1 protein-coding gene and 1 pseudogene are annotated in these 1,308 nt (G+C 78.0%); one reads left to right on the forward strand and one right to left on the reverse strand.

Going from position 1 to position 1,308, the window contains the following annotated elements:
* Positions 1–558 (forward strand): annotated as a pseudogene (locus CTKZ_RS21785) (hypothetical protein); the annotation flags it as partial.
* A gap of 18 nt (positions 559–576) precedes the next feature.
* Here the strand turns inward: CTKZ_RS21785 and CTKZ_RS20055 are convergent.
* The coding region (locus tag CTKZ_RS20055) for a YesL family protein (protein ID WP_124344564.1) at positions 577–1,308 on the reverse strand (732 nt) is incomplete at its 5' end.

The following is a 1,308-nucleotide window of genomic DNA, read 5'->3' on the forward strand; positions in this document are numbered from 1 at the left end:
CAGCCGCACACCGTCGCGGTCGCGACCGCGACGACCGCCGCCGCGCGCGGCGTGGCCGACTACCGGAACGGCGTCCTGCACGCCGTCGCCGCCCCGGCCGGCACGCAGCCACCGGCGACGACGGCCGCGGCGGAGGGGGCCGCGGACTACTGGGCGGGCGAGGCCCACGCGGTCGGCAACGTGGCGGCGCCGGGTGGTCCCGCGGCGGGTGCCAGCGCGTTCCAGGAGTTCGACGGCGGCCGGGCGTTCGCGCGGGCCAGCATCCCGCAGCTCCAGGGGCCGCCACCGTTCGGACGCGTCGCGGCACGAGGCTTCGCGGAGTACGCGGCCGGGGTGGCGGCGCGGTCGGCAGGACCCGGCAACCAGCCCGCGCGGGTCGCGTTCAGCGAGGGGTGGACGGACTTCGACGCGGGCGAGAACGACGCCAGGGCCGGTGCGGTCGTCCCCGCGCAGCAGGACAGCGGGTACCTGCTCGGCTTCCAGGCGGCGAACCCGGCGCCCCTCAAGCGCGGGGGCAGCGACCTCGACCGGGACACCACGAAGAAGATCCGCGCGTGAGCGGACCCCGCGTCGCGGTCAGGCGCCGCGCGCGTCCAGGGCGCCGAGGCGGCGGTCGACGAGCCAGCCGCCCGCGAGCAGCGGGAGCGCGATCCCGACGAGGGGCGCGAGCACGGGCAGCGCGAGGACGGACACCGTGCACGCCGCGACGACCACCAGCACGGCCAGCGACGTGCCGGGCGACAGCAGCGGGAACAGCGCGGCGAACCGCCAGGTCCGGGGGAGGGTCTCGTCGTACCGACGCGCGACCGCGACCAGCGTGAGCAGCGCGACGCAGAACCACGCGCCGAGCGCGAGCACCCCGGCGGCGAGCACCGCGGCGAGGGGACCGTCGACGAACCGCACGACGGCGGCGTCGACGGACAGCAGCGCGCCGACCGGCCACACGGGCGCACCGAGCAGGTTCGTCCGACGCCAGCCGGACCGGTAGGCGGACCAGAAGTCGTGCCACAGGTGGTCGGAGGGGTGTCCGTCGGCGAGCCGGGCGAGGAGGCGGCCGCCCGCGACGAGCGCGGGGAGCAGGCCGAGCACGACCAGCCCGGCGAGCGTGCCGAGCAGGACGAGCGCGTTGACGCCGACGACGTGCGTCGCGACGCGCAGGACGCCCATGACGCGGCCGGCCCAGCCGCCGACCTCGCCGTCGGTCGAACCGCTGGTCGAGCCGTGGCTCGAGCCGTCGGTCGCGCGTTCCGTCGAGCCGCCCGACGAGCCGTCCGTCGACCCCGCGGAGCGCCCCGCGGGGTCGACGGG

Origin of the sequence: Cellulomonas algicola (assembly GCF_003851725.1) — a bacterium.
In the GTDB taxonomy this organism is placed as follows: Bacteria; Actinomycetota; Actinomycetes; order Actinomycetales; family Cellulomonadaceae; genus Cellulomonas; species Cellulomonas algicola.